Source organism: Agarivorans sp. MS3-6 (genome assembly GCF_054112545.1).
Map to the genome: position 1 here is coordinate 2,508,647 of NZ_CM134202.1, position 19,719 is coordinate 2,528,365.

18 protein-coding genes and 1 riboswitch are annotated in these 19,719 nt (G+C 46.5%); of the genes, 10 read left to right on the forward strand and 8 right to left on the reverse strand.

From position 1 onward, the window contains the following. Positions 1-3: 3 nt before the first annotated feature. From ACVFI8_RS11545 to ACVFI8_RS11575, 7 genes are all read right to left on the reverse strand, one after another. The gene (locus ACVFI8_RS11545; protein ID WP_248713339.1) at positions 4-1,530 is read right to left on the reverse strand and encodes a xylose ABC transporter ATP-binding protein; all 1,527 of its coding nucleotides are present in this window, start codon (positions 1,528-1,530) and stop codon (positions 4-6) included. A 60-nt stretch (positions 1,531-1,590) separates the two neighbouring features. After that, entirely contained in the window at positions 1,591-2,583 is a 993-nt protein-coding gene (gene xylF, locus ACVFI8_RS11550; RefSeq protein WP_248713338.1) for a D-xylose ABC transporter substrate-binding protein, read from the reverse strand. A gap of 406 nt (positions 2,584-2,989) precedes the next feature. Next, on the reverse strand, positions 2,990-3,910 hold the full coding sequence (gene menC / locus ACVFI8_RS11555; protein ID WP_457871407.1) for an o-succinylbenzoate synthase: 921 nt from the start codon (positions 3,908-3,910) through the stop codon (positions 2,990-2,992). A 100-nt stretch (positions 3,911-4,010) separates the two neighbouring features. Next, on the reverse strand, positions 4,011-4,856 hold the full coding sequence (gene menB, locus ACVFI8_RS11560) for a 1,4-dihydroxy-2-naphthoyl-CoA synthase (RefSeq protein ID WP_248713336.1): 846 nt from the start codon (positions 4,854-4,856) through the stop codon (positions 4,011-4,013). A 1-nt stretch (position 4,857) separates the two neighbouring features. Beyond that, positions 4,858-5,643 carry a 2-succinyl-6-hydroxy-2,4-cyclohexadiene-1-carboxylate synthase gene (gene menH / locus ACVFI8_RS11565; protein WP_457871408.1) on the reverse strand — a complete coding sequence of 262 codons (786 nt, stop codon included), beginning with the start codon at positions 5,641-5,643 and terminating at the stop codon, positions 4,858-4,860. Further along, the gene (gene menD / locus ACVFI8_RS11570; RefSeq protein ID WP_457871409.1) at positions 5,633-7,363 is read right to left on the reverse strand and encodes a 2-succinyl-5-enolpyruvyl-6-hydroxy-3-cyclohexene-1-carboxylic-acid synthase; all 1,731 of its coding nucleotides are present in this window, start codon (positions 7,361-7,363) and stop codon (positions 5,633-5,635) included. Before menD ends, menH begins: the two co-directional genes overlap by 11 nt. Next, the gene (locus tag ACVFI8_RS11575; RefSeq protein WP_457871410.1) at positions 7,347-8,678 is read right to left on the reverse strand and encodes an isochorismate synthase; all 1,332 of its coding nucleotides are present in this window, start codon (positions 8,676-8,678) and stop codon (positions 7,347-7,349) included. Before ACVFI8_RS11575 ends, menD begins: the two co-directional genes overlap by 17 nt. Positions 8,679-8,811: 133 nt before the next feature. On the opposite strand from ACVFI8_RS11575, the gene ACVFI8_RS11580 reads away from it, so the two are divergent. The 9 genes from ACVFI8_RS11580 to thiH all read left to right on the forward strand — a co-directional run bounded on the left by ACVFI8_RS11580 (position 8,812) and on the right by thiH (position 18,305). Beyond that, on the forward strand, positions 8,812-9,702 hold the full coding sequence (locus ACVFI8_RS11580) for a 1,4-dihydroxy-2-naphthoate polyprenyltransferase (protein WP_248713332.1): 891 nt from the start codon (positions 8,812-8,814) through the stop codon (positions 9,700-9,702). A gap of 125 nt (positions 9,703-9,827) precedes the next feature. Then, on the forward strand, positions 9,828-11,015 hold the full coding sequence (locus ACVFI8_RS11585; RefSeq protein WP_248713331.1) for an outer membrane beta-barrel protein: 1,188 nt from the start codon (positions 9,828-9,830) through the stop codon (positions 11,013-11,015). Between the two features lie 16 nt (positions 11,016-11,031). Beyond that, complete coding sequence (locus ACVFI8_RS11590) at positions 11,032-11,583, forward strand: polysaccharide biosynthesis/export family protein (protein WP_457871411.1); 552 nt, start codon at positions 11,032-11,034, stop codon at positions 11,581-11,583. A gap of 128 nt (positions 11,584-11,711) precedes the next feature. Beyond that, positions 11,712-11,826: riboswitch (TPP riboswitch) on the forward strand. A gap of 109 nt (positions 11,827-11,935) precedes the next feature. After that, positions 11,936-13,873, forward strand: coding sequence for a phosphomethylpyrimidine synthase ThiC (gene thiC, locus ACVFI8_RS11595; protein WP_248713329.1), 1,938 nt, complete (start codon positions 11,936-11,938; stop codon positions 13,871-13,873). After that, a complete protein-coding gene (gene thiE, locus ACVFI8_RS11600) occupies positions 13,863-15,407 on the forward strand; it encodes a thiamine phosphate synthase (RefSeq protein ID WP_457871412.1) in 1,545 nt (514 codons plus the stop codon). The genes thiC and thiE overlap by 11 nt, the downstream gene beginning before the upstream one ends. Before the next feature lie 8 nt (positions 15,408-15,415). Then, positions 15,416-16,201, forward strand: a complete 786-nt coding sequence (locus ACVFI8_RS11605) for a HesA/MoeB/ThiF family protein (protein ID WP_457871413.1) — start codon at positions 15,416-15,418, stop codon at positions 16,199-16,201. Next, positions 16,198-16,401, forward strand: a complete 204-nt coding sequence (gene thiS, locus ACVFI8_RS11610; RefSeq protein ID WP_248713326.1) for a sulfur carrier protein ThiS — start codon at positions 16,198-16,200, stop codon at positions 16,399-16,401. Before ACVFI8_RS11605 ends, thiS begins: the two co-directional genes overlap by 4 nt. Before the next feature lie 11 nt (positions 16,402-16,412). Further along, the gene (locus tag ACVFI8_RS11615; RefSeq protein ID WP_248713325.1) at positions 16,413-17,180 is read left to right on the forward strand and encodes a thiazole synthase; all 768 of its coding nucleotides are present in this window, start codon (positions 16,413-16,415) and stop codon (positions 17,178-17,180) included. A 12-nt stretch (positions 17,181-17,192) separates the two neighbouring features. After that, entirely contained in the window at positions 17,193-18,305 is a 1,113-nt protein-coding gene (thiH, locus tag ACVFI8_RS11620; RefSeq protein ID WP_457871414.1) for a 2-iminoacetate synthase ThiH, read from the forward strand. 3 nt (positions 18,306-18,308) lie between these two features. On the opposite strand, the gene ACVFI8_RS11625 is transcribed toward thiH, so the two are convergent. Beyond that, the gene (locus ACVFI8_RS11625; protein WP_457871415.1) at positions 18,309-19,049 is read right to left on the reverse strand and encodes a substrate-binding periplasmic protein; all 741 of its coding nucleotides are present in this window, start codon (positions 19,047-19,049) and stop codon (positions 18,309-18,311) included. A gap of 126 nt (positions 19,050-19,175) precedes the next feature. Between ACVFI8_RS11625 and ACVFI8_RS11630 the strand changes: the two genes are divergently transcribed. After that, a complete protein-coding gene (locus ACVFI8_RS11630; RefSeq protein WP_457871416.1) occupies positions 19,176-19,712 on the forward strand; it encodes a putative ATP-dependent zinc protease in 537 nt (178 codons plus the stop codon). The last annotated feature ends 7 nt before the right edge of the window (positions 19,713-19,719 follow it).

Consider the following 19,719-nt stretch of genomic DNA (forward strand, 5'->3'; position numbering starts at 1 on the left):
TTGTTACTCCTCGGCCAGCGCACAGTCCATCACCATTTCTTGGCTTAGGTTCTGATTGTCTAATAGACCCTTTAATTTCCCTTCATGCATCACTAGAACTCGATCACTAATTCCTAATACTTCGGGAAGTTCTGAAGATACCATGATGATGCTAATGCCCTGTTTAACCAGTTGATACATCAACTTATAAATTTCATATTTGGCGCCAACATCTATTCCTCGGGTGGGCTCGTCGAGGATCAGAATTCGTGGTTTCAGTAATAGAAATTTGGCTAAAATCGCTTTTTGCTGATTGCCGCCACTGAGGCTTTTTATGGCAAGTTCAGGGGAGGCTGTTTTTACTTTTAGCCGTAAAATAGACTCATCGATGGCAGCTTGTTCCGCGGATTCATCTACGGTTTGAGCCAGCCCTGCAAACATATTTAAACCTGCCAAGGTAATGTTTTGACCTACCCCCATTATCGGTATGATGCCATGCCGTTTACGATCTTCTGGCACCATGGCGATACCATGAGCGAGCGCGTCGCGATTATGGCGAATTTTTATGGGGTTGCCGTTTAGTTCTACTGGGCATTGGTAAATACCTTCGTAGGAACCAAATAAGCATTGCATTAACTCCGTTCGGCCAGAGCCAACTAAACCAGCGACTCCCAGAATCTCGCCTTTACGTAGACTAAAGCTAACGCTATCAACTTGCTTTAAGTTGGCGGTTTTGCTTAATTGCGCATTTACGGGACCTACCTTTAAAATAACATCGCCAATGGGATGCTCTTCACGTGGAAACAGTTGCTTAAGTTCTCGACCGACCATCATGCTAATAATGTCATCGGTACTCATGTGTTTAGCGTCTTGTGTACCAATATGTTCGCCATCGCGAATAATGCAAATACGATCAGAGATCTCTTTTACTTCGGTCAGCTTATGCGAGATATAAACACAGCTAACCCCTTCGTTACGTAGCTGTTTAACGATATCCAGTAAAACGCGAGTTTCAGATTCCGTGAGAGGGGCGCTAGGCTCATCCAAAACCAATATTTCGGCATTTTTAGATAAGGCTTTGGCTATTTCAACTAATTGTTGTTGGCCAACCCCTAATTCGCGAATCGGCGTATCGGGTGACACGTCTAGTTTGACCCGTTGCAGTAAGGCTTCGGTTTGTTTAAACATCGCGCTGTGATCCAGCACACCATAACTGCAGATCTCAGCACCAAGAAAAATGTTTTCTAGTATCGACAGCTCTTTGACTAGAGTGAGCTCTTGGTGGATGATTGCAATGCCCTTGGCTTCGCTATCTCTGGTGGAGGAAGACGTAAGCGGAGCGCCTTTGTATTGAATTTGACCTTCATAACTGCCATAAGGGTGCACACCGGTAAGCACCTTCATTAAGGTGGATTTACCCGAGCCATTTTCGCCGCAAAGTGATACGACTTCGCCGCGCTCTAAATCAAAGTTAACCCCATTTAAGGCAATCACTCCGGAGAATTTTTTGACGATGTTCGACATCACCAATAAGCTAGTTTGACTCATCATTGCTCCTAATAAAAAGGGCGGGTAGTGCCCACCCTTTCTAACTGCTAAGTGAAAAAATGTTTATTGGTAAACATCCGATTTAGCGTGGAAGCCATCAGCGATGACGGTCGCGTCAATATTGCTTTTATCTACTGGGATTGGTGTGAGTAAGTATGAAGGAACATCTTTGGTGCCGTTGTTTAAGCTAGAGTTAGACTCTGGCATTTCACCATTGGCCATTTGAACGGCGAGTTCTGCCGCGGTGGTAGCCAATAATTTAATCGGTTTGTAGATAGTCATGGTTTGGGTGCCTGCAACAACTCGGCGACTTGCGGCTAAATCGGCATCTTGACCTGAAATGAACACTTTACCTGCAAGACCTTGAGCGTCCAACGCTTGAATTGCACCTCCCGCCGTCGAGTCATTTGAGGCCACTACTACGTCGATATTATTGTCATTGGCAGTGAGCGCATTTTCCATAATCTTAAGGGCATTTTCAGCTAACCAACCATCTACCCATTGATCACCAACAACTTTAATGTCGCCTTTATCAATCAGCGGTTGTAATACGTTCATTTGGCCTTGGCGGAACAATTTGGCATTGTTATCTACCGGAGACCCACCCATTAAGAAGAAGTTACCGTCTGCTTTATGCTTAATCAGTGCTTCAGCTTGTAGTTCACCGACTTTTTCATTATCAAAAGATAGGTAGAAGTCGATGTCAGCGTTGTTGATTAAACGATCATAGGCCAATACTTGAATGCCTTCTGACTTGGCTTCAGCAATTACGTTTGACAGTACTTTACCATTGTAAGGAATGATAACTAAGACATCCACACCGCGAGAAATCATGTTCTCTATCTGCGATATCTGGGCGGTTTCATTACTGTTTGATGATTGAACAAATACTTTGGCGCCGAGAGCTTCTGCTTTCTCAACAAAAAAGTCGCGGTCTTTTTGCCAGCGCTCTAAACGAAGGTCGTCTATTGCTAGGCCAATCTTTACAGTTTTCGCAAATACTGGGGCAGACATCGCCAATACCACTGTACACAGTAGAGTGATCAGTTTTTTCATATTTTTGCTCCTTGCTTTATAGCTTGTTTTATTTTGTTTTAGCTAAATGTAGGGTGAAGAGGTCATCCCAATAACCATTCCTCAGCATCCAGACTAGGCGTATGAAAAATAATCGCCAATGATGCTTTTTTGTTCAGGTATGATGTTTATTCACATAAAGTAACACTTTGTGACACACCTCAAGAAAACGTTTTCCTGTGGGGCGTGCTTATTACGCATTGGCACTATAGTTGAGTCACAGTTTTGCTTGAGTGGCTTATTTTTTGGCGACAAAAAAGCATGGCGGTAGCCGGTGTTAGTTCAAGTGTTTGTGTTTAACTTTCTGATTGTTAGTAAAAAATGCCACCAGGTAGCTATCAGCAATCTCCCTTCTATTAGCCGAACTTTAGCGGGTGACTGGTGGTGCTTAACGGCTATGTGTAAACTCTTGAATGAGTTCTATCTCGCGGGGGGTGTCAGCAAAGGCTTTAAAAGTGTCTAAGCCTGGCGCTTCACCAGGTGTGTATTGTTTGGCTAGGGTTTGGATCCAAGCCAGCCCTGTTTCTGTTTCGCAGGCTGAGCTTAATACGCACTTAACCTTATCAGCGCTGGCTTGTTCAATCAGATTAATGGTGCGATGCCAAGATCCGACTAAACTGGGCTTGATGACTAAACAGCGTAAACCTTCAAAGTAGTGGTAGCGATAAGTGCTATCTTGCAAGGTTTCGTCTAATGCGATACCTACTTGAGTACGGGCAGCCAGCATAGCGCATTGTTGACTGTTGTTTAGTGGCTCTTCAACGTATTCAATTCGGCTTAAATCGATACTTTCTAAAACAAAAACAGCTTGGTTCCAAATCCACCCTTGATTGGCATCTAAGCGCAAGGTGAGTGAGGGGTATTGTTGTTGTAATTGTTGAATCAGCTGGATGTCGTGTTTCGGAGAGTGCCGAGCCACTTTGAGTTTGGCCAGCGTAATATGACCTTTGTTAAGTACTTGCTGGCAGTCAGTTAAATCACCCGTTAATAGGGGGTAAGCCACTTGAATTGGCGATTCAGGTGGTAGGCCTGCCATCGCACAATCTAGACCAAAGGCCACACTGGGATACAGTTTGCGTTGGGTATGTCCTTGCAAGCAGTCGATGATTTGTTGCTCTGCTTGGGCTAAATTCTCATCACTAAAGCCAGGCAGGGGGGCAATTTCTCCCCGACCAATTCGACCATCGCTAAATTGAATGTCTAGGTATAAGCCTTGTCGATGGCTTATTTGTAGAGGCCCAAGCTGCAAGGGTTTGGTTAACGCTTGGCTATAACGGCTTAGCGTGGCACTTTTCCAGTGACATAACATGCCTTTAATCCTCTACATTTTAGAATGGGAGTAAGCCATATGCTTACCCCTCTCAATCTATCATCGGAAGCTCAATATGATCAATTGATTCTTTTGTTAATTAAGGGTTCCGCTTAAATTTACTAAATTCTGGCGGCCGCTTTTCATTAAAGGCATTACGCCCTTCCTGACCTTCTTCTGTCATATAGAATAGCATAGTGGCATTCCCAGCAAGTTCTTGTAAGCCTGCTTGGCCATCGCAGTCAGCATTGAGCGCTGCCTTTAAGCAGCGCAGTGCCATTGGGCTGTTCTGAAGCATTTCTCTGCACCATTGCACGGTTTCTTTTTCCAGTTCGGCGTAGGGCACTACGGTGTTTACTAAGCCCATGTCTAAGGCCTCTTGGGCGTCGTACATGCGACACAAAAACCAAATTTCACGGGCTTTCTTCTGGCCGACGATACGCGCCATGTAGCTGGCACCCCAGCCGCCATCAAATGAACCCACTTTGGGCCCTGTTTGGCCAAATTTAGCATTGTCGGCGGCAATGGTTAAATCACACATCATATGCAATACATGACCGCCGCCCACTGCGTATCCCGCTACCATGGCAACTACTGGTTTTGGACAAGTGCGAATTTGCCGTTGGAAATCTAGCACATTGAGGTGATGGGTGCCTTGATCGTCTTTGTAACCGCCGTAATCTCCACGTACTGACTGATCGCCACCCGAACAGAATGCTAGCTCACCTTCACCGGTTAAAATGATGACGCCAATCTCTGGGTCAATTCGCGCATCGTGTAAGGCGTGCATCATTTCTTGTACCGTTAAGGGAGTAAAAGCATTGCGTACTTGAGGGCGATTAATGGTAATTTTGGCGATGCCGCAGCGTGACTTGTGGTAGCGGATATCGCTGTATCCATTGTCGGCATTCAACCAATTTACAGCGGAGTTATCAATCTTAGTCATTCTATTCTCTATGGTTTTTAAGACACTGGGACAGTTGCTGAAGAAACAGTGTCGGTTGTTCAAAGTGGCAGTTGTGCCCGGCGTTGTTAATGCTGTGCCAACGCAGGCTAGGCGTGTTTTGCGATAGCTGTTTAGCTAAGCCTTGGTACTTATTGTCTAGGCTACCGCCAATAAAATCTAGTGGCATTTTCAGTCGACCCAGTTGTTGAGCGAGATCAGCCTGTAAACCGACACTACATGCCACTTGGGTGGCTGCGATGCCTTGTCGATCTTGCTGGCTACGCTTGGTTATCAGTTGCTGGCGCTGCTCGCTGGACAAATTGGCAAATATGCCTTGTTGGTACCAATCGTCTAACAGTTTCTCCAAGGGTTCTGTTAACCAACGTTCAGCCCACTTTTTATCGTGGTCTAAGCGTTGCTTTCGCTCTTGGTCATCGCTTAACCCGGTATGTGCTGACTCAATAATCAACTGTTGCAAACCTTTTGGGGCTAACAAGGCGTGATGCAGGGCTAGGCGGCCGCCTAAGCTGTAGCCGAGCAAGCTATAGTGCGTGACTTTTAACCTTTTAAGGCAGGCACTTAGTTGATGACTAAAGTCTTTAAAAGCGGCTCGTGGTTTTAAGCGTTGTTGGGCGCTCATTCCATGTCCGGGAATATCTATAGTGACACAGTAATAGTGCTGGCTTAGCGCTGCGATGACTGCGCGCCAGTCACTACCGCTGCCCAAAAAGCCGTGCAGTAATACCAAGCAAGGACGTTGGTGTTGGCCATAAACACTAAAGTGCATCTTTAGAGCTCACCTCTATGATTAAATTTTTATAGCGGGTGCTGGCATCCCCAGAGGTAAAACTTACCTCAATTAAACTGGCACCTGGTTGCTGTTGGGAGTGTTTAAAGGCTTGGACAAACTGCTCGATGTTAGCGACTTTAAGATAAGGTAAGTTAAAGGTGTTAGCCGCCGCTGCAAACTGAGTGTTATGAGGGAGCTGGTAATAGTCATTGGCCAATTGGTGGTGCTTATTTGGCTCAGCAAGCGCGGGAAGCAGCTTGAAGATCTCTCCACCTTGGTTATTAAATAGCACGATGATTAAATTAGACTGACAGCGACTGGCTAAGGCTAAAGAGTTTAAATCATGTAGAAGAGAGGTATCGCCAATCACCAAGGTAGTGGATGTGTGCAGCGCTTGGTTAATCCCGCTACTGGTAGCGAGTAGGCCATCAATCCCAGAGGCTCCACGGTTGCTAAAGTAGTGTTTGGCTTTACAGTCTTGCCCAAGCAACTCAAACATACGCACTATCATACTATTCCCCATAAATAGCGCGGTATTATCTGCTTGTAATCGAGATATTTGCTGACATATTGCTAGCTCAGAATAATCGACTAGAGCGCGATTAATCACAGGCGCTAGTTGTTGCTGGGCTGCTTGCCATAACTCTAAGTAGTGGGCATTGGATAAGCCACTTGTTACCGGATGAGCGGCTAACCATGACTTGGCTTGGCACTGCCAACGTTGTTGTGCTCTGTGAGCGGAATTTATTCGCTGTGGTAGCGTATCAATCAAGTAATGCCTTGCGTTTGATGCCGCTAGCCATTGGTTTAGGCGTTTAGAGACTAATTTACCGCCAAACTGAATAATCAATTCGGCGTCAGCGTGCTGTGCAAAGTGCTGATTGGCGAGTAACAATTCTGCTTGGCTAATAATTCCGTTGCGAGTGTCACTTTGTTGCCAGTGGCTTTGACAATCGGCTACTACTGGCCAGCCAGCCTGTTGAGCCCAAGCAATAATGGCTTGGCTTTGTTCTCTTGCTTGTTGGCCGATCACGACCAGTACTTTGCTCTCAATCTTTAGTTGATGCCAATCACTGGCAGGGGGCGCTAGCGGCTCAGCGCTGAGTTGTTGATAGTAAGGCTGCGATCCTGCGAGCCAAGGCGCGAGTTCATTCGCTTGCTGGCGAAGATCTTGTTGCGCCTGTTCAGGGTAAAACGGTTCACGGTAGGGGCAATTTAAGTGCACCGGACCGGTAGTCTGTTGCTGCACCGCTAAGGCATGGCCAAGCTCTGTTAGCATGCTTCGTGGTGAGAGACTTAAGCTGGGTTCGGCCAGTTGCGCTTGATATACCGGATAGTTAGCAAAAATACCCAACTGCTCTATCGCTTGGTTAGCGCCTACCGCAATTAACTCATGGGGGCGGTCTGCGCTAAGAACCAGCAGCGGAACGGCGCTTTGCTTAGCCTCTATAACCGCTGGATATAAGTTAGCCACCGCGGTGCCAGAGGTGGTGATTAGCGCCACAGTTTGTGCCTTTGCTTTGGCCACACCTAAAGCAAAAAAGCCTAAGCCTCGCTCGTCAAAGTGGCAATGGCTAATGCACTTGGGGTGATTGGCCACCGCTAACGTTAAGGGGGTTGAGCGAGAGCCCGGTGCAATGCAAAAGTGCTCAATACCGTGGCGTACGCAGTCTTCTATTAACCACTCAGCCCAGGCAATATTAATGTTCTTTTTCAAGCAGCGCGTCCTCATCTACTAACTGCAGTACCGTGGCGATTTTATGATTCAGTTCTTGCCATTCTTGTTCGGCTTGTGAGCCAGCAACAATCCCTGCACCGGCAAAGGTACTTAAATGCTGAGGCGTGACCAGTGCGCTGCGGATTGCCACTGAAAATTCACTTTGGGCTCCGCTTAGCCAGCCAACCGCTCCAGCATACCAGCCGCGAGCGTAACCTTCATTTTTTAATATAAATTGTACTGCTGATGAACGCGGTAGGCCGCCCACAGCAGGAGTGGGGTGTAAAGCCTGCAATAAAGAACGGTCGTCTAAAGAAGGGCTTATTTTGGCTTGGATCCGCCGTTTTAAATGTTGTACCCGGTCTAACTTGACTAACTGTAATTCATCGAGTGTACGAACATGCAGGCTCAATTCCCTTAAACGACGGGTTAAATCATCTACCACCAATTGGTTCTCTAATTGGTTTTTGGCGTCTTCGAGTAATTGTTCGCCCAGTTGTTGGTCGTGCTCGGGTGTGTTGCCTCTAGGTGTCGTGCCTGCCAGTGCTTCACTAACCAATTGACTTCCCTCACGCGAATACAGGCGCTCGGGACTACAGCCCAAAAAGCTACTAACCCCATCAAATTGAAACAAAAAACTATAACAGTTTTGTTCTTTTTGTTGCCATTGCTTGAGCAAAGAGAAGGCGTTGAGCTCTGCATTGAGTTGAATGTTGGTCTGTCGCGATAACACTACCTTGGCGGTATGCTGTTGAAACTCTTCACTGGTGACTTGGTCAACCAAGCGCTGCCAATGTTGGCGACTAGGTTGGTCTTGACGGCTTAAGGCTTTCAGTGGGGCATGTTGCAGTGCTTGGCTGGGTTTTAAGGCGCGAAAGGCTTTCTCGATACGCTGATATTCAAGTTCTGGCTGATGCTCAAAATTGGCATTAATAAACAGTCGGGTATATTCACCATCACAACGAATTTCGAAACGCGGCAGGATGAAACGTCGCTGCGGAAAGCTCGACCAAAGAGCGCTTTGCCTTGCAAAGGCAATGCCGCCATAAAAACGGAGTTGGTTATTGGCCGGATCGAGTTGGTCGCATACCGACTGCAGTTGTTCGAGATTTAATATTGATTTAGCGGCCCCTACAAAGGCAACTTGTTGTTGATGTTTATTTTTCCAATAACCGCGGGTGCTATGTTGCTGTTGGTTTAACCACGCTAACAGATCGAGTTTGGCAAGCTTGATACAAGCTTGTTGAAACCCGTGCTGGGGTGCCTGCCTCAATTGGCGTATGGCTTGTTCAAATTGGCTGTCAGACAGCTTCACCGTAGTTACTTCCTGCGCTTGATGACGTTCTCAATGTAGCTGTTTTTTTTACAATATTACAGTCAGATTTGGCTCAGCCTTGATGCTGAGCAATAATAGACGCTAAGTTCTTATCTTTAAGTTGAATATTACTTTGAAATCATGGCTTCATGCGGCGCGTTTACGCACTCTTCCTTTGGCAAGTTCGTCGATTATTCTTGGCTCCGCACTGGCGCTTTCTCAGCAAGCGTTTTCTTGGCCAGTTTTGGTGTTAGCCCTAGTGACCGCCTTATTGCTGCAAATACTGTCTAATTTGGCTAATGATTATGGCGATGCAGTGAAAGGTGTAGATGATGACTCTCGGGTGGGCCCACAGCGGGCTATTCAAGCTGGCTTGCTGAGCCCGCAGCAAATGCTTAGAGCGATATTGGTGGTGGCTTTGTTGTCAGTGGTGAGCGGGCTTAGTTTGTTAGCGACCAGCTTGGGAGGACATTGGCAGGCTTGGCTGGGATTTATTGGCCTTGGAGGTTTAGCCATTGTGGCTGCAATGGCCTATACAATGGGCGCTAAACCCTACGGCTACCGAGGTTTTGGCGATATCAGTGTCTTTTTGTTTTTTGGCTTGTTGGGTGTGATGGGGTGCTATTACCTGCATACACAAAGCATGAGTTTTACCGTCTGTTTAGTGGCCGCCGCCAACGGCTTACTCGCTACAGCGGTATTAAATATTAATAACTTACGAGACTTTAAGCCCGATCAACAGGCTGGCAAGTTAACCTTAGCGGTGCGTTTAGGGGAACAGTTGGCGCGTTATTACCATTTAGCGTTGGTATTTGGCGCTTTGCTGTTGTTTGCTATCTATATCGTTTTGCAGGCTCCCACTAGCTTGGCTTGGTTATATTTATTGCCCGCCATGGCTCTGATCAAAGTGGCGCTAACAGTATTTCGTCACCACCAACATCAAATTCTTGACCAACAATTGCAAGCCACCGCAAAACTGAGCTTTGTGTTGGCACTGGTATTTAGCGCTGGCTTGCAATTTTAGTGGCTAGGTTTATCGCTGAGTGAGGCGTATTATTCACATTTATTCTAATAAACCTCAGCAAAAAGCCTTGGGCGTTGTCCTTCGGCTTTGTTAAGGTAGCAGTTAGTCAATTTGGAGAATAAATAATGCGCAAGATAGGGATCGTCTTGCTGCCAGCCCTAGCAATGGCAGGTCATGCCTTGGCGGCAATGCAGCCAGCTCAGTGGTACAGTGCAGATGGAGTCGGAGTGATGCCTAGTATAGAAGTACTTGGCCTCTATGACAGTAACTTAACCAACACTAATGACGACAAAGTGTCCTCTTGGGGCACCATTGTGTCCCCTGCCATAGCGCTGTTATCAGAGCGTGATACCAGCCGTTATTATGCCGGCTACCGCCTAGAGTGGGCTGAGTATTTTGATAGCCCCGAAGATAACTTTGTCGATCACCATCTGCAGTTGAATGGTGATTGGGAGTTCTCGGCACGTCACCGTGGTCAATTGAGTTATGACTTCAAACGAACCCATGATCAACGAGGTGACGGCATTTCGGCGGGTTTAGGTGGCGTGATTGACGAACCGGTTCAATATAACTTAAATCATTTTCATGGCTTATATGGCTATGGAGCGCTGAGTGCAAGCGCGCAAATTGAATTAGAAGCCAACGCTCGTCAACTAGATTATGTCAATTTTCGTGATGTCACCCAGTATCGTGACCGCAAAGCAATTGACGGCAGTGTACGTTTTTTCTATAGGGTGTCTTCAGCGACCCGTTTACTGGCCGAGCTTGAAGCCTTGCAAAGTGATTACAAAACCACCGAGCCCAATACCGATAGCCGAGACTTCAATGACTTGTTTGCCTATGTGGGTGGCGACTGGGCGGTGACAGGTAAAACCAAAGGGCGCGCTAAAATTGGTTGGCAAGAGCGTAAGTTTAAAGAGGGCTCTCGTGATAAGTTCGCCGACCTCAGCTGGAGTATCGCAGCTGATTGGTCACCGAGAACTTACTCTACTGTTAGTTTAGAGGGGGGGCGCAAAGCCAAAGCGCCAGAGCAAGGCGGAGATATAATAGATAACACTAATATCAAGTTAGATTGGCAACATTATTGGCAAGAACGACTGTTAACTTATGTGACATTTGGCTATGACGATGATGATTATCTTGGCATTACTCGACAAGATAAAACTTATGAAGGTCGAATTGGGGTAAGCTATCAATTCCGTCGTTGGCTAGAAATTTCACTTTGGCAGCTATGGAGGGATAAAGATTCTACGGTTGAGGCCGTTAGCTATGATAAGCAGGTAACTAGTCTTAAATTGAGACTCAGCCTATAAATGAGGATTTAGCTAAATGAACAAAGGATGGAGGCCATTTAAATGCGGACTTGCTGTGCTGCTTGCTGGGTTATCCTTTGGTCTTTTAGCTGACGCTAACGAAGCAATACAAGAATATCGTTTAGCGGCGGGTGATACCTTTCGAGTGATTGTGTACGGTGAGCCAGAACTTCACATGGAGACGCGTTTAGCTGACGATGGTTATATTCGTTATCCCTTTCTTGGCAAAATAAAAGCCAAAGATATGACCTTGACCGAGTTACAGTTGCTGATTCAATCCGGTCTGAGTGGCGACTATCTGGTCGACCCTATGGTACAAGTGACCATGGTCGAATACCGACCATTTTTTATCAATGGTGAAGTCGCCCGCCCGGGGGCTTACCCTTATCAACCGGGTTTAACGGTCAACCGTGCAATCACTTTAGCGGGCGGCTTTAGTGAGCGTGCAGGTAAAAGTAAAATTACTATTCAAGCCGAAGGTGCCAGCCCCGACCAACAACAAAGAGTCACTTTAGAAGATCGCGTTTCAGCTGGCGATGTGCTGAATGTTCCGCAAAGCTTTTTCTAACATTCTTTTTAAATACTCATCCTAAAAGGTTAAGCAATTGTTAGTGTTGGCTTAACAAAAATAATTAATTTCATTATTACCTTTCTGTATATCGCTATTGTGGTTTGGTTTTTTCAGCCCTATACTCGGCTTTCTTGTCGGAGTGCCGAAAGGCTGAGACCACGAGTAGCTAAGCTACGCTGTGTGGGATCCGTATAACTTGATCAGGATAATGCCTGCGCAGGGAACAAGATGAGTAACGGTTTGCTTCTGTTAATGTTTGAGCCACCAACTAAGCGGCACAACTTAACAAAAGGTTACTTTTCCTACATCCGACAAGCCTCATTCTTAAATTTTTATTTAGAGGCCAGTCATGTCAAGACGCGAAACCAGAGCTGCAGCAGAGCAATACATTAATAATCTGCAAGGCCAACCTTTTCCAAATTCAGAAAAAATCTATGTTCAGGGAAGTCGAGACGACATCCAAGTGGCGATGCGCCAAATTAACCTGGCTGACAGTTTAGTCGGCGGCACTAAAGATGAACCAAAGTTAGAGCCTAACGAACCTGTACGCGTTTACGATACCTCGGGCATTTATACCGACGAACATGCTGAACTAGATGTTCATAAAGGCCTGCCACAACTGCGTAAAGCGTGGATTGAAGAGCGTGGCGATACCGAAGAATTAACCGGGCTTAGCTCTAACTTTTCGCAGCAGCGTTTAGCTGATGAAGGCTTAGACCATATTCGCTTTGAAAGTTTACCTACTCCTCGAAAAGCTAAACTTGGCAAAACCGTTACCCAACTGCACTATGCTCGCCAAGGTATTGTTACACCAGAAATGGAATACATCGCGATCCGTGAAAACATGGGGCGGGATAAAATTCGTGAAGACTTGTTGGCCGAGCAGCAAAAAGGTCATTCCTTTGGCGCTTCACTGCCAGAACATATTACCGGTGAATTTGTGCGTGATGAAGTGGCCCGTGGTCGCGCTATTATCCCTGCCAATATTAACCACGCCGAAGCAGAGCCAATGATCATTGGCCGTAACTTCTTGGTGAAAGTAAATGCCAATATCGGTAATTCGGCAGTGACTTCATCGATTGAAGAAGAAGTTGAAAAGCTAGTATGGGCCAGCCGTTGGGGCGCCGATACGGTGATGGATTTGTCGACCGGTCGTTATATTCACGAAACCCGCGAGTGGGTGATTCGTAACTCACCTGTGCCGATTGGCACCGTACCTATTTATCAAGCCTTAGAAAAGGTAAACGGCGTAGCTGAAGACCTTAATTGGGAAGTCTTCCGCGATACCTTGATTGAACAAGCCGAGCAAGGTGTTGATTACTTTACTATTCACGCCGGTGTATTACTGCGTTATGTGCCTATGACCGCTAAACGGGTGACGGGTATTGTGTCGCGTGGTGGTTCGATTATGGCGAAGTGGTGTTTAGCTCACCACACTGAAAGCTTTTTGTATGAACGTTTTCGCGATATTTGTGAAATTTGTGCCGCTTACGATGTATCACTGTCGTTAGGTGATGGCATGCGTCCGGGTTCTATTGCTGACGCTAACGATGAAGCCCAATTTGCTGAGCTAGAAACCTTGGGTGAGCTCACCAAAGTGGCTTGGGAATATGATGTACAAGTGATCATTGAAGGCCCAGGTCATGTGCCAATGCAGATGATTAAAGAGAACATGGAGAAGCAGTTAGAAGAGTGTCACGAAGCACCATTCTACACGCTTGGCCCATTGATCACTGACATTTCACCGGGCTACGACCACTTCTCATCGGGTATTGGTGCCGCGATGATCGGTTGGTTTGGTTGTGCGATGTTGTGTTATGTCACACCTAAAGAGCACTTAGGTTTACCGAATAAAGACGATGTCAAGCAAGGCATGATTGCTTACAAAATAGCGGCGCACGCAGCTGATTTAGCAAAAGGACATACTGGCGCACAGATCCGCGATAACGCCATGAGTAAGGCGCGATTTGAGTTCCGTTGGGAAGATCAATTCAACCTAGCCTTAGACCCTGATACAGCACGCGCTTATCATGACGAAACCTTACCGCAAGATTCTGCCAAGGTGGCTCACTTTTGCTCAATGTGTGGACCTAAATTCTGTTCAATGAAAATCTCGCAAGAAGTGCGTGACTACGCCAAAGATTTAGAAATCAAAATGATTGATGAACCTTTGGCTGACTTAGGTTTTGTTGCCGAAGGCATGGCCGAAAAATCTGCAGAGTTTAGAGACAAAGGGGCCGAGATTTACCATTCGCCACTGCGTGCTGAGACCAGCGATGAAGTCTAAGTTGGACACGACAATCGACTTGCGTCCGCAAATCTGGACTATCGCTGGTAGCGATAGTTGTGCGGGGGCGGGCTTGCAAGCTGATTTGCTTACCGCTCACGACTTTGGCGTAGAGTGCGCCACTGCGGTGACGGCAATTACGGCGCAAAACATTCAAGGGGTGACGGCTATTCAGCCTTCATCACCTGACTTGTTAGCGGCGCAATTAGATGCGCTAGCGCTTACCAACCCTGCCAAGGTGATTAAAATTGGTATGTTGGGCAGTGCTGAGTTAGTGCGTGTAGTCGCTGATAAATTAGCGACCTACAAGGCGACTTGGGCTATACCTCCAATAGTGGTATGTGACCCGGTGTTGGTCGCTAGCTCAGGCGCTAATTTAGCCCTAGATGACTTGATGCAGGCTCTCCCAGCTTTATTGGCCCAAACCGATGTCTTAACCCCTAACGCGACTGAATTAGCGAGTTTAACCGGCTTTACGCTAGACAGTGTCGCTGCGCTTAAGCAAGCCTGTAGTTGCTTGCTTAAGCAAGGGGTCAAAGCGGTGTGGGCCAAAGGTGGACATTTAGCCTTAACACCCGGTGCTGCTGTAGATTATTTCACAGACGGCCAACGAGAAATTGTACTGTCGAGTGCAATGATTGACGCGCCGCATACTCATGGAACCGGATGTACGCTAGCGTCTGCGTTAGCCTCTGCCCTAGCGCATGATTTCGCCATGGAAGATGCACTGGTATTAGCTAAAGCCTATGTTTATCAGGGCTTAAAACAAGTGCTTGGTCGTGGTAATTTAGCCCATCTTGGCTGGCCCACAGAGCGTGCAAACTTCCCACGGGTAGAGTCAGCTCAAACAGTGTTAGGCCAAAGGTTTGGTTTAAGCGAGTCTTGGCCAGAAGCGGTAACTTTTGAGCGCTGTGATACCACCAAGTTGGGTGTGTATCCGGTGGTTGATAGCCTTGAGTGGATCGAGCGCTTGCTTGAGCTTGGGGTAAAAACCCTGCAGTTGCGCATTAAAGATAAAACCGATGCCGAAGTTGAAGCCGATATTATTCGAGCCATTGAGCTTGGCCATCAACACCAAGCCCGGTTATTTATTAACGACTATTGGCAATTAGCGGTAAAACATGGCGCTTATGGGGTTCATCTTGGCCAAGAAGACTTAGAAGTCGCGGATCTAGCACAAATTGCTGCTGCAGGTTTGCGTTTAGGTATTAGTACTCATGGTTATTTTGAATTGCTACGTGCCAGCCAGTTACAACCAAGTTATATTGCTTTAGGGCACATTTTCCCTACTACAACCAAAGACATGCCGTCTAAGCCACAGGGTTTAGCTAAGCTAAGCCGTTATGCTCGCTTGATGCACGATTATCCTTTGGTGGCCATTGGTGGTATCGATTTAAGCCGGGCTCAGCAAGTATGGCAATGTGGAGTAGGCAGTGTGGCCGTGGTACGAGCGATTACCGAAGCGGCAGATCCTGCTGTAGCGGTAGCTGAACTTGAAGCCATAGCAAGCCAGAAAACAGTCAACCAGCATTAGGAAGCAATATGAACCAAGCCAGCAGTGATTTGACCTTAAGCGATCAAGAATGCCTTCGTTATAGCCGCCATTTGTTATTAAAAGATGTGGGTGAAGAAGGGCAAGTTAAGCTTAAGCAAGCGCAGGTTTTGGTGATCGGTATGGGCGGTTTAGGTGCGCCAGCTAGTTTGTATTTAGCGGCCGCAGGTGTCGGCAAGTTAGTGCTCGCTGACTTTGATGACATTGATAGTTCCAATTTACAACGTCAAGTGCTGTATCGAGAAGAGGATATAAAGCAGCCGAAAGTGGCTGCGGCTAAGCAGCACTTACAGGCGCTTAATTCTCATATTCAGATACGCACAGTAAATCGAAAAATGGATACTATGTTATTGGCTATGGAAGTGGCGCAGGCAGATGTAGTGCTTGATTGTAGCGATAACATTACTACCCGTTATGCGGTAAATCAGGCTTGTGTGGCAGCCAGCGTACCGCTGGTGAGTGGTGCCGCGGTGGCTTTTGATGGGCAGCTAATGGTGTTTGATTTTCGCCAAGCAGCACAAGGCTGTTATCACTGTTTATTTCCCAATGCTAGCGAGCAGCAGTTGAACTGCAGTAACGCCGGCATATTGGGCCCTGTGGTAGGCACTATTGGCAGCTTACAAGCGCTAGAAACAATCAAATTGATTGTTGGAATCGCATCGGCTCAAGTGGGACGTTTTTCTAGCTTTGATGCTCACACTCTTGAGTGGTTTCACCTAACAACCAAACATGACCCTAAGTGTCCAGTGTGCGGTACCAATAGAGAACAGTCATGATATGCATTGAATTTAACGGTCAGGCTACCGAGTTGAAGCCACCTCTTAATATTGAGCAGTTATTAGCTCAGCAAGCACAAAATTCTGAAGGGGTCGCCGTGGTATTGAACGGCAACATTATTACGCGTAGTGAATGGGCAAATACTGAGATCTTGGATCAAGCAAAAGTAAGAGTCTTCCGCGCAATCGCTGGTGGTTAAAAGGATACGTTGTGTTAAAAATTGCAGATAAAAGTTTTACTAGTCGCTTATTTACTGGCACTGGAAAGTTTGCCACGGCTCAGCTAATGAGCGACAGTATTCAAGCCAGTGGTAGTCAATTGGTGACTATGGCGATGAAGCGGGTTGATGCGCAAGACCAGCACGACGACATTCTGGCTCCGCTGATTAAAGCGGGGGTCAATTTGTTACCTAATACCTCGGGTGCGCGCAATGCTGAAGAAGCGATATTTGCCGCTAATTTGGCCCGCGAAGCCTTGGGCACTAACTGGCTTAAGCTAGAAATACACCCTGATCCTAAATATCTGATGCCTGATCCTATTGAAACCTTAGCAGCCGCCGAAAAGCTGGTGCAGCAGGGCTTTGTGGTGCTGCCTTATGTGCATGCAGATCCAGTGTTATGTAAACGTTTGGAAGATGTAGGCTGCGCCGCGGTAATGCCTTTAGGTGCACCAATTGGCACAAATAAAGGTTTACGTAGTCGTGACTTCCTCGAAATTATTATTGAACAAGCCAAGGTGCCAGTAGTGGTTGATGCAGGTATTGGCGCGCCGTCAGACGCTGCCTTAGCCATGGAATTAGGTGCTGACGCTGTATTAGTGAATACCGCTATGGCGGTAGCTAAAGATCCGGTAGCTATGGCGAAGGCCTTTGCGCAAGCTGTTGAAGCTGGGCGCACTGCTTATTTGGCTGGCTTAGGTGCCGAGTTACGTCACGCCGAAGCGACTAGCCCCTTAACAGCATTTTTAGATACCTTGTAAGTAGAGAAGCCTATGAGTTTTGCCAAGCAATTAGCCCAATACGATAATGCTGCTGTTCATTTAGCCATTAACAGTAAAACCACCGTTGATGTAGAGCGTGCGTTGGCTAAAGATAAATTGGATTTAGATGATTTTCAGGCGCTTATTTCGCCTGCTGCTGAAGGCTACTTAGAAGCCATGGCCCAGCGCAGCATGCGTTTAACCCAGCAGCGTTTTGGCAAGACTCAACAGTTTTATATTCCGCTGTATTTAAGCAATCTGTGCAGCAATATTTGTGACTATTGTGGGTTTTCGATGGGTAACAAAATTCGCCGGGTTACCTTAGATATGGAAGAGCTTGAGGCTGAGTTAGACGCCATTAAACAACTCGGTTTTGACCACATTTTGTTAGTTACCGGAGAGTCCGAACGCAAAGTTGGCATGGATTACTTCCGCCAAGTCATGCCTAAAATAAAAGCCCGTTTCTCACATGTTTCCATGGAAGTTCAGCCGTTAGACCAAGCTGAATATGAAGAACTCATTAGCTTGGGTTTGGACGCAGTGATGGTTTACCAAGAAACCTATAACAGACACCGTTATGCAGAGGTCCACCCTAAAGGGCGCAAACGTAATTTCGATTATCGTTTAGCTACGCCAGAACGTTTAGGTGACGCCGGCATCAGAAAAATGGGTATTGGTGCGCTAATTGGCTTAGATGAATGGCGCAGCGATTGCTTTTATGTGGCGGCGCATTTGCAATACTTAGAACGAAAATACTGGAAGAGTAAATTTTCTATTTCTTTCCCTCGCTTACGTCCTTGTGAGGGGGGATTTCAACCTAAATCTGTAATGAGCGACAAACAATTAGTGCAGCTAATTTGTGCCTATCGTTTGTTTAACCCTGATGTTGAATTGTCATTATCTACCCGCGAGTCGGAGCATTTTCGCAATCATGCTATCCCGCTGGGTATTACTAGCATGAGTGCTTTTTCTAGTACTCAACCGGGAGGTTATGCCGATACCAGTGAGAAAGCCTTAGAACAGTTTGAAATTAGCGATGATCGTAGGCCTGAAGTGGTCGCCGAAGCGGTAACAAACGCAGGCTATCAAGTGGTATGGAAAGATTGGGATCGAGCGCTAGGCTAGCGGTTACTGCAAGTATTTAGCTTCTAATTGTGCCAAAGCCCCTTGTTCAAGTAATTGCTTAAGCTGTTGGTCAAATTGCTCAACAAACTTTTCGTCAACCTGTTCTTTACTAAAAGCTAAGTACACGGGGACTTGGCCTAAAGCAGGCTTGAGCAGCTTTAAGCTGTGCGGTTTACCCTCTTGTGTGGCAACCAAAAGTGCTTGCCGACTGTCGGTGGCTATCATATCTAACCTGCCCAATAATAATGATTTGACTAAACCTTCAACGCTATTGTGTTTGTCTACATCAAATACTTTATCTGCTAGTGCTGCATCAAAAGAAGGCGAAATACGGGCATTGCGCACCTTACCTATGCGATAGGCATCGAGTTCAGAGAAATCTCCTGAAAAGCTATTCTCAGACCATGACGATGTGGCAATGAGGTGCTGATCTAGCAATAAAAAGGCGGTATCAGGATAGTAGAAAAACTGCTCTCTGTCGGTGGTGCGCATAGTGGGAATAAGCCCCTGACTTTGATGGGTTTTCACCTTGGCGTACGCTCTTGCCCAATTGCTTAGCTGATAATCGGCATCCACGCCAAGTCTCGCAAAGCTCTGGTCAATGAGATCGATAATGATCCCCTCTGCTCTGCCTTGAGCATTGAGCATAATGTAAGGCGGGAAAATGAAGCTTTGTATTTCAATCGTTTTTGCTTGCGATGTACCACAGCTAATTATTATCAAAAATAATACGAGGTATTTCATTTGTATCCTCATCTTTGAACTCTCGGCAAAATTATAGGCAAACATGCTATGGTAAGCGACCCAAACGGCGGTAACTAACCGTTTTATTTATTATCCGCGTGAACAATCACATAAGAGAGGTATAGCGTGTTAAAGAAACTACTAGTTGCAGCAATACTAGTACTTGCTTGCGTAAGCAGTGCAATGGCCGAAAAACTAACGGTAGGTGCCGCCGAGCGTGTTCGCATCGTCGAAGCCGACCTGCACTTCTTAACTCGAATTGATACCGGTGCAGCTAGCACTTCTATGCATGCAGAAGCCATGACCGTATTGGATGGCGAGAATATTAATCCTGCGGATTACAGTGAGGCTGAGCAAAAGTCGATAGTGCGTCCCACAATGCGTAAAAATATCGGTAAGTACTTGCAGTTTACTACTGAAAACGAGCAGGGTGAAAAACACCAAGGTAAGGCGCTTATCACCAATGTTGCTGCGGTGCGAAATTCACAGGGCTTAGAAATCCGCTACAAGGTGGCTTTGGCGGTGGAATGGCAAGGCCAAGCCAAAACAGTGGAAGTAAATTTACGTGACCGCAGTAAAATGCACTACAAATTGTTAGTTGGGCGCAATTGGCTTGAAGGTGACTACTTGGTCGATGTAGAACGAAACAAAGACTTAAAGTAAACGCCGC